Here is a 7,971-nt window from a genome sequence, read left to right on the forward strand (position 1 = left end):
CGGAGCCCGAGCCGAAGCCCGAGGCCGGGGCCGGGCGCCCGTCCCGCACGCCGCCCGGCCCCGCCCCGCTCGCCGGGCCCGCGCATCATCCGGCTCGCCAGTCCCCGCCCCCGCCTCCGCCTGGTCAGCCTCGCCCTGACCCTGGTGATGCTGGCCTTCGTGGTGCGGCTGCTCCAGGTGCAGGCGGTCGACGCGAGTGCGTACGCGGCCAAGGCCGAACAGAACCGCTACCTCACCCACACGCTGGCCGCCGAGCGCGGCGGGATCACCGACCGCAACGGCGTGGACCTGGCGATCAGCGCGGACGCGAACGACATCACCGCCGACCCGACGATGTTCACGCCGAAGATGACGAAGGTCGACGACGCGCCCGAGCAGGCCGCCGCGCTCCTCGGACCGATCCTCGACAAGGAGCCGGCCGAGATCGCCCACAAGCTCCGCACCAAGGGCACCCGGTACGTCCTGCTCGCCCGCCGCCAGACCCCCCAGGTCTGGACGCAGATCAAGGACCTGCAGAGCGCCCTCGCCGACAAGGCGGAGACGGACAGGACGGCCGCGAACGTCCTGGCCGGCGTCTTCCAGGAGCCCAGCAGCAAGCGGGTCTATCCGAACGGCGACCTGGGCGCGGGGATACTGGGCTGGGTCAACGCCGACGGCAAGGGCGGCGGTGGTATCGAGCAGCAGCTGAACAAGGAACTGGCCGGCAAGGACGGCAAGGTCCGCTACGCCCAGTCCGGCGGCCGTGAGGTCCCGACCGCGGACAACACCGAGACGCCCGCCGTGGCCGGTTCCGACGTCGAGCTGACCATCGACCGCGACATCCAGTGGGCCGCGCAGAACGCCATCTCCGAGCAGGTGAAGAAGTCCAAGGCGGACCGCGGCTACGTGCTCGTGCAGGACAACAAGACCGGCGAGGTCCTCGCGATGGCCAATGCGCCGGGCTTCGACCCGAACGACCTCTCGGAGGCCGACTCGGCGGCGCTCGGCAACGCGGCCCTTCAGGACGCTTTCGAGCCCGGCTCCACCGCCAAGGTCATGTCGATGGCCGCCGTACTGGAGGAGAACGTCGCCACGCCCTCGACGCGGGTGACGGTGCCCAACCGGCTGCACCGCGGCGACCGGCTCTTCAAGGACGACGTCGACCACCCGACCTGGTACCTGACGCTCAACGGCGTGCTCGCCAAGTCCAGCAACATCGGCACCATTCTGGCGACCGGCCAGCTCGGCAAGACGCAGAAGAAGGCCAATCAGGTCCTCTACTCGTATCTGCGCAAGTTCGGCATCGGCCGCTACACCGGGCTCGGCTTCCCCGGCGAGACGGCGGGCCTTCTCGCACCCGCCGACAAGTGGTCGACCTCGCAGCAGTACACGATTCCTTTCGGCCAGGGTGTCTCCATCAACGCGATGCAGGCGGCCTCCGTCTACTCGACGATCGCGAACGGCGGCGTACGCGTCGAACCGACTCTCGTACGAGGCACCAGGGGACCCGACGGCCGCTTCACATCCGCCGCCAAGCCCAAGAAGACAAGGGTCGTGAGCGAGAAAACGGCGAAAACCCTGGCGCAGATGCTGGAGTCCGTCGTGGACGACGAGGAGGGCACCGGCACCAAGGCCCGTATCCCGGGCTACCGCGTCGCGGGAAAGACAGGCACGGCCAACCGTGTGGATCCGGCCACCGGCCGCTACCGCGGCTACACCTCGTCGTTCGCCGGGTTCGCCCCCGCCGACAACCCCCGGGTGACCGTCTACTGCGCCATTCAGAACGCGACCAAGGGCAGCTACTTCGGCGGCCAGATCTGTGGGCCCGTCTACAAGAAAGTCCTGGAGTTCGCCCTGAAGACCCTGCAGGTGCCGCCCACCGGCGAGGAGGCCGCGAGGCTGCCGGTCGCCTTCAAGCCCTGAGAAGCCTTGGGAAGCCCTGACCGGCACCCTCCGGCCCCCACCGGAACCCCTGATCATCCGGCAACCCCCAGGAACTGACCGTGACAACGATCCCTCCCGACGCGGCGGACCGCCCCGCGGACCACCCCGCGGACCGCCCAGCGAACCACCCGGCGAACCAGGCGGCGGACACCCCGGCGAGCCGCCCCTCGCCCACCCGTCTTCCCCCGCCGCCCTCGCCGGACCGCGCTGCGGGCGGACTCCCCTTTGGCTCCGGCGGGGGTGCGCCCGGTACGCTCACCGCCGTGCCACAAGCTGATCAGTCCCAAACCACCCAGAAGGGCGTTCCTGTGACATTTCCGGGGCCGCCGCGGCCGGTCCAGGTCTCCGCCGCACGCCTCGCGGAGCTCGCCGATCAGTTGGGTGTCACCGCCCCCGCAGCCGCAGAGGTCACGGGTATCACCCACGACTCCCGCGCCGTACGCCCCGGTGACCTCTACGCCGCCCTGCCCGGCGCCCGCCTGCACGGCGCCGACTTCGTGACGCAGGCCGCCGGCCTCGGTGCCGCGGCCGTGCTCACGGATCCGACCGGCGCCGAGCGTGCCGCCGCGACCGGCCTCCCGGTCCTCGTGGTCGACGACCCGCGTGGACGGATGGGCGAGCTGGCCGCCACGATCTACGGCCATCCCGGTCGCGATCTTCTCCAGATCGGAATCACCGGCACCTCGGGCAAGACCACGACGGCGTACCTCGTCGAGGGCGGCCTCAAGGCCGTCCGCAGCACCGGCCTCATCGGTACGGTCGAGATGCGCATCGGCGACGAGCGGATCAAGTCGGAACGCACGACCCCCGAAGCGACCGACCTGCAGGCGCTGTTCGCGGTGATGCGTGAGCGCGGCGTGGACGCGGTCGCCATGGAGGTCTCCAGCCACGCGCTGGTCCTCGGCCGGGTCGACGGCTGCGTCTTCGACATCGCGGTCTTCACCAACCTCAGCCCGGAACACATGGAGTTCCACTCCGACATGGAGGACTACTTCCGGGCCAAGGCGGAGCTCTTCACGCCGAAACGCAGCAAGCTGGGCGTGGTCAACTTCGATGACGAGTACGGACGCAGGCTCGTTCAGGAAGCCGCCGTCCCCGTGGTGACGTTCTCCGCCGAGGGCCATCCGGACGCCGACTGGCGCGCCGAGGACGTCGAGGTGGGTCCGATGGACTCGACCTTCGTGGCGATCGGCCCCAAGGGGGAGCGGATCACCGCCAAGTCGCCGCTCGCGGGCCCGTTCAACGTCGCCAACACGCTCGCCGCGATCGTCGCCCTCGCCGCCGCCGGGATCGACCCGCAGACCGCGGCCGACGGCATCGCCGCGGTGCCGGGCGTGCCGGGCCGCCTGGAACGCGTGGACGAAGGCCAGGCCTACCTCGCGGTCGTCGACTACGCGCACAAGACGGATGCCGTGGAATCGGTCCTGCGCGCGCTGCGCAAAGTCACGAGTGGCCGCCTGCACATCGTGCTCGGCTGCGGCGGCGACCGGGACAAGAGCAAGCGGATGCCGATGGGCGCCGCCGCGGCCCGCCTCGCCGACACCGCCGTACTGACGTCCGACAACCCCCGCTCCGAGGACCCCCTCGCGATCCTCGCCACGATGCTCGCGGGCGCCGCCGAAGTGCCGGCGCACGAGCGCGGCGAGGTGCAGGTCTTCGAGGAACGGGCCGCCGCGATCGCCGCCGCCGTCGCCCGCGCCGAGCCCGGCGACACCGTGCTGGTCGCGGGCAAGGGCCATGAGCAGGGCCAGGACATCGCCGGAGTGGTCCGTCCCTTCGACGACCGTCAGGTGCTGCGCGAAGCTATCCAGAAGACCCAGGGATGAACTTGTGATCGCCCTCTCTCTCGCCGAGATCGCCTCAGTCGTCGGCGGGCAGACGTACGACATACCGGATCCGTCGGTCCAGGTTTCCGGACCGGTCGTCAGGGACTCCCGCGAGGTGGAGCCAGGCAGTCTGTTCGTCGCCTTCGTGGGCGAGCGCGTGGACGGTCACGACTTCGCCGCCGACGTCGTCTCGGCCGGTGCCGTCGCCGTTCTGGCGTCCCGGCCCGTCGGCGTGCCCGCGATCGTCGTGGACGACGTCCAGGTCGCCCTCGGCGCCCTCGCGCGCCACGTCGTCGAGAGCCTCGGCGCGACCCTCGTGGCCCTCACCGGCTCCGCCGGCAAGACCAGCACCAAGGACCTGATCGCCCAGGTGCTCCAGCGCAAGGCGCCGACGGTCTTCACGCCGGGCTCGCTCAACAACGAGATCGGGTTGCCGCTCACCGCCCTCAGCGCCACCGAGGAGACCAGGTTCCTCGTGCTGGAGATGGGCGCCCGCGGCATCGGCCACATCCGCTATCTCACCGACCTGACGCCGCCGAAGATCGGCCTCGTTCTCAACGTGGGCACGGCGCACATCGGCGAGTTCGGCGGCCGCGAGCAAATCGCCCAGGCCAAGGGCGAGTTGGTGGAGGGCCTACCGCCGTCGAGTGAGGGCGGCGCCGCGATCCTCAATGCCGACGATCCCCTCGTACGGGCCATGGCATCCCGTACGAAGGCGAAGGTGACCCTCTTCGGAGAGTCCGGCGAAGCGGACGTACGGGCCGAGAACGTCCGGCTCACGGACAGCGGACAGCCGGCGTTCAGCCTTCACACACCCTCCGGGTGCAGTGACGTGACCATGCGCCTGTACGGTGAGCACCACGTGTCGAACGCGCTCGCCGCGGCCGCCGTCGCCCATGAGCTGGGCATGTCCGCAGACGAGATCGCCGTCGCGCTCTCCGAGGCGGGCTCCCTCTCCCGCTGGCGGATGGAGGTCACCGAGCGACCGGACGGCGTGACGGTCGTCAACGACGCCTACAACGCGAACCCCGAGTCCATGCGGGCCGCCCTCAGGGCGCTGGCGGCCATGGGCAAGGGGAGGCGGACCTGGGCGGTGCTCGGTCAGATGGCCGAGCTCGGGGACGAGGCGCTCGCCGAGCACGACGCGGTCGGACGGCTCGCCGTCCGGCTCAACGTCAGCAAGCTCGTCGCGGTCGGGGGCAGGGAAGCGTCCTGGCTTCAACTGGGCGCATATAACGAGGGTTCGTGGGGTGAGGAGTCGGTGCACGTGTCCGACGCACAGTCGGCGGTCGACCTGTTGCGCAGCGAGTTGCGCCCGGGAGACGTCGTACTCGTGAAGGCGTCCAGAGCGGTCGGGCTGGAGCGGGTGGCCCAGGCGCTGCTCGAGGGTGCCGAGGGTGAGGTCGCTGCCCGATGATGAATCAGATCCTGTTCTCGGGAGTCATCGGCCTCTTCCTGACTCTCGTGGGCACCCCCTTGCTGATCAAGCTGCTGGCCCGCAAGGGCTACGGCCAGTACATCCGCGACGACGGCCCGCGCGAGCACCACTCCAAGCGCGGTACGCCGACCATGGGTGGCATCGCCTTCATCCTGGCCACGATCGTCGCGTACTTCCTCAGCAAGGTGATCACCGGAAAGCCGCCGACGTTCTCGGGACTGCTGGTGCTCGGTCTGATGGCGGGGATGGGCCTGGTCGGCTTCCTCGACGACTACATCAAGATCGTCAAGCGGCGCTCGCTGGGTCTGCGGGCCAAGGCGAAGATGGCCGGCCAGCTGATCGTCGGCATCACCTTCGCGGTGCTCTCGCTGCAGTTCGCGGACAACCGCAACAACACCCCGGCCTCCACCAAGCTCTCCTTCGTGCAGGACTTCGGCTGGTCGATCGGCCCGGTGCTGTTCGTGGTCTGGGCGCTGTTCATGATCCTCGCGATGTCGAACGGCGTGAACCTCACGGACGGCCTGGACGGCCTGGCCACCGGCGCCTCCGTGATGGTCTTCGGCGCGTACACGTTCATCGGCGTCTGGCAGTTCCAGGAGTCCTGCGCCAACGCGCAGACCCTGACCAACCCGGAAGCCTGTTTCGAAGTGCGAGATCCGCTCGATCTCGCCGTCGTCGCCGCCGCGCTCATGGGCGCCTGCTTCGGCTTCCTGTGGTGGAACACCTCACCCGCCAAGATCTTCATGGGCGACACCGGTTCGCTGGCGCTCGGCGGCGCACTCGCCGGTCTCGCGATCTGCTCCCGTACCGAGCTGCTGCTCGCGCTGCTGGGCGGTCTGTTCGTCCTCATCACCATGTCGGTCGTCATCCAGGTCGGTTCGTTCCGCCTGACCGGCAAACGCGTTTTCCGGATGGCCCCGCTCCAGCACCACTTCGAACTCAAGGGCTGGTCCGAAGTCCTGGTGGTGGTCCGCTTCTGGATCATTCAGGGCATGTGCGTCATCGTGGGTCTGGGTCTCTTCTACGCAGGATGGGCAGCCGACAAGTGACGACTTGGGCAGGCCGGAACATCACCGTCGCCGGTCTCGGCGTGAGCGGCATCAGCGCCGCCCGCGCCCTGGCAGGCTTCGGCGCGTCGGTCACGGTCGTCGACGGCGGCGATTCGCCGGTGCACCAGGAGCGGGCCGCCTCCCTCGAGGCGGAGGGCATCGCGGTACGTCTCGCGGACGCCGAGACGCTTCCCGAGGGCACCGACCTCGTGGTCACCTCGCCGGGCTGGAAGCCGGGCAGCCCACTCTTCGTGGCCGCCGACGCGGCGGGCGTGGACGTCGTCGGCGACGTGGAGATCGCCTGGCGTCTGCGCGGCTCCGACGCGGCTCCCTGGCTAGCCGTCACGGGCACCAACGGCAAGACCACCACCACCCAGATGCTCGCGTCGATCCTGAGCGCCGCCGGCCTTCGTACGGCAGCGGTGGGCAACATCGGCACCCCGATCATCGACGTGGTCCTCTCGGCGGAGCCGCATGACGTCCTGGCGGTCGAACTGTCCAGCTACCAGCTGCACTGGGCGCCCTCCCTTCGCGCGCACTCCGCCGTCGTCCTGAACATCGCTCCCGACCACCTCGACTGGCACGGCTCCATGGAGGCGTACGCCGCCGACAAGGGCCGTATCTACGAGGGCAATCGGGTCGCCTGCGTCTACAACGCGGCCGACAAGGCCACCGAGGACCTGGTGCGCGAGGCGGACGTCGAGGAGGGATGCCGGGCGATCGGCTTCACGCTCGGCACGCCCGCTCCGTCCCAACTCGGCGTCGTCGAGGGCATCCTGGTCGACCGCGCCTTCGTCGAGGACCGGCAGCAGCAAGCCCAGGAGCTCGCGGAGGTCACGGACGTCCAGCCGCCCGCCCCGCACAACATCGCCAACGCCCTTGCGGCGGCCGCCCTGGCGCGCGCCTTCGGGGTGCCCGCCGCTGCCGTACGTGACGGGCTGCGGGCCTTCCGTCCGGACGCCCACCGCATCCAGCACGTGGCCGACGTCGGTGGCGTCGCCTACATCGACGACTCCAAGGCCACCAACACCCACGCGGCGGAAGCGTCCTTGGCGGCATACGAGTCGATCGTGTGGATCGCGGGCGGACTGGCCAAGGGCGCGACCTTCGACGAGCTGGTCGCCAAGTCGGCAAAGCGACTGCGGGGGGTCGTCCTGTTCGGCGCCGACCGGGCCCTGATCCGCGAAGCGCTCGCGCGACACGCGCCCGAGGTACCGGTCGTCGACCTCGACCGGACCGACACTGGGGCGATGCTCGAGGCTGTCCAGGAGGCGACACGGCTCGCCCGCCCCGGCGACACGGTGCTCATGGCTCCCGCTTGTGCCTCCATGGACATGTTCACCAACTACAACCAGCGCGGCGACAGGTTCGCGGAGGCCGTTCGCGAACTCGGCGCCGCGAGCGCCTGACGGCGGGTCCGGGCCGGTCCGGGCATGCCCGGGACCCTTGGGAGGGACGTGTGACGCCATCGTGGTCTGTGAGTCCGGTGTTGCACCGCGCCCCTAAAGGGGCGAGTGCCCCGTCAGGGGCGCGGGGCTGTGACGTCATGCGGCTCCGCCGCGTGGGCGCGACAGCCACCCACGGCCCGCAGCCTATGAACCGCGTGCCCAGCGGAGCGCACGCGCGCCGGCGGTGGCTCTGATGCCCGGCAGCCGCACCGGCCGGCCCGCCCGTCAGCGGGCCACCGCGGGGCGCCCCGCCGCCTCCCGTCCCGCCCGCCCCTCCGGTCCCTCGC

Annotated in this window: 5 protein-coding genes; all 5 read left to right on the forward strand. The window is 70.4% G+C overall.

What is annotated here, in order from left to right:
- A partial coding sequence (locus FE633_RS46435) for a peptidoglycan D,D-transpeptidase FtsI family protein (protein WP_246114155.1) occupies window positions 1-1,902 on the forward strand: 1,902 nt, incomplete at its 5' end.
- Between the two features lie 329 nt (window positions 1,903-2,231).
- A complete protein-coding gene (locus tag FE633_RS46440; protein WP_138051187.1) occupies window positions 2,232-3,749 on the forward strand; it encodes a UDP-N-acetylmuramoyl-L-alanyl-D-glutamate--2,6-diaminopimelate ligase in 1,518 nt (505 codons plus the stop codon).
- 4 nt (window positions 3,750-3,753) lie between these two features.
- Window positions 3,754-5,166 carry a UDP-N-acetylmuramoyl-tripeptide--D-alanyl-D-alanine ligase gene (locus tag FE633_RS46445; RefSeq protein ID WP_138051188.1) on the forward strand — a complete coding sequence of 471 codons (1,413 nt, stop codon included), beginning with the start codon at window positions 3,754-3,756 and terminating at the stop codon, window positions 5,164-5,166.
- Window positions 5,163-6,236, forward strand: a complete 1,074-nt coding sequence (mraY, locus tag FE633_RS46450) for a phospho-N-acetylmuramoyl-pentapeptide-transferase (RefSeq protein ID WP_138051189.1) — start codon at window positions 5,163-5,165, stop codon at window positions 6,234-6,236. Before FE633_RS46445 ends, mraY begins: the two co-directional genes overlap by 4 nt.
- On the forward strand, window positions 6,218-7,645 hold the full coding sequence (gene murD / locus FE633_RS46455; RefSeq protein ID WP_138051190.1) for a UDP-N-acetylmuramoyl-L-alanine--D-glutamate ligase: 1,428 nt from the start codon (window positions 6,218-6,220) through the stop codon (window positions 7,643-7,645). The genes mraY and murD overlap by 19 nt, the downstream gene beginning before the upstream one ends.
- Window positions 7,646-7,971: the final 326 nt, after the last annotated feature.

Source organism: Streptomyces montanus, from assembly GCF_005786655.1.
GTDB lineage: Bacteria > Actinomycetota > Actinomycetes > Streptomycetales > Streptomycetaceae > Streptomyces > Streptomyces sporangiiformans.

What these genes read in the sequence shown, in the direction of transcription:
- mraY (WP_138051189.1), top strand. Translation starts at nt 5,163, where the DNA reads ATGATGAATCAGATCCTGTTCTCGGGAGTCATCGGCCTCTTCCTGACT.
- murD (WP_138051190.1), top strand. Translation starts at nt 6,218, where the DNA reads ATGGGCAGCCGACAAGTGACGACTTGGGCAGGCCGGAACATCACCGTC.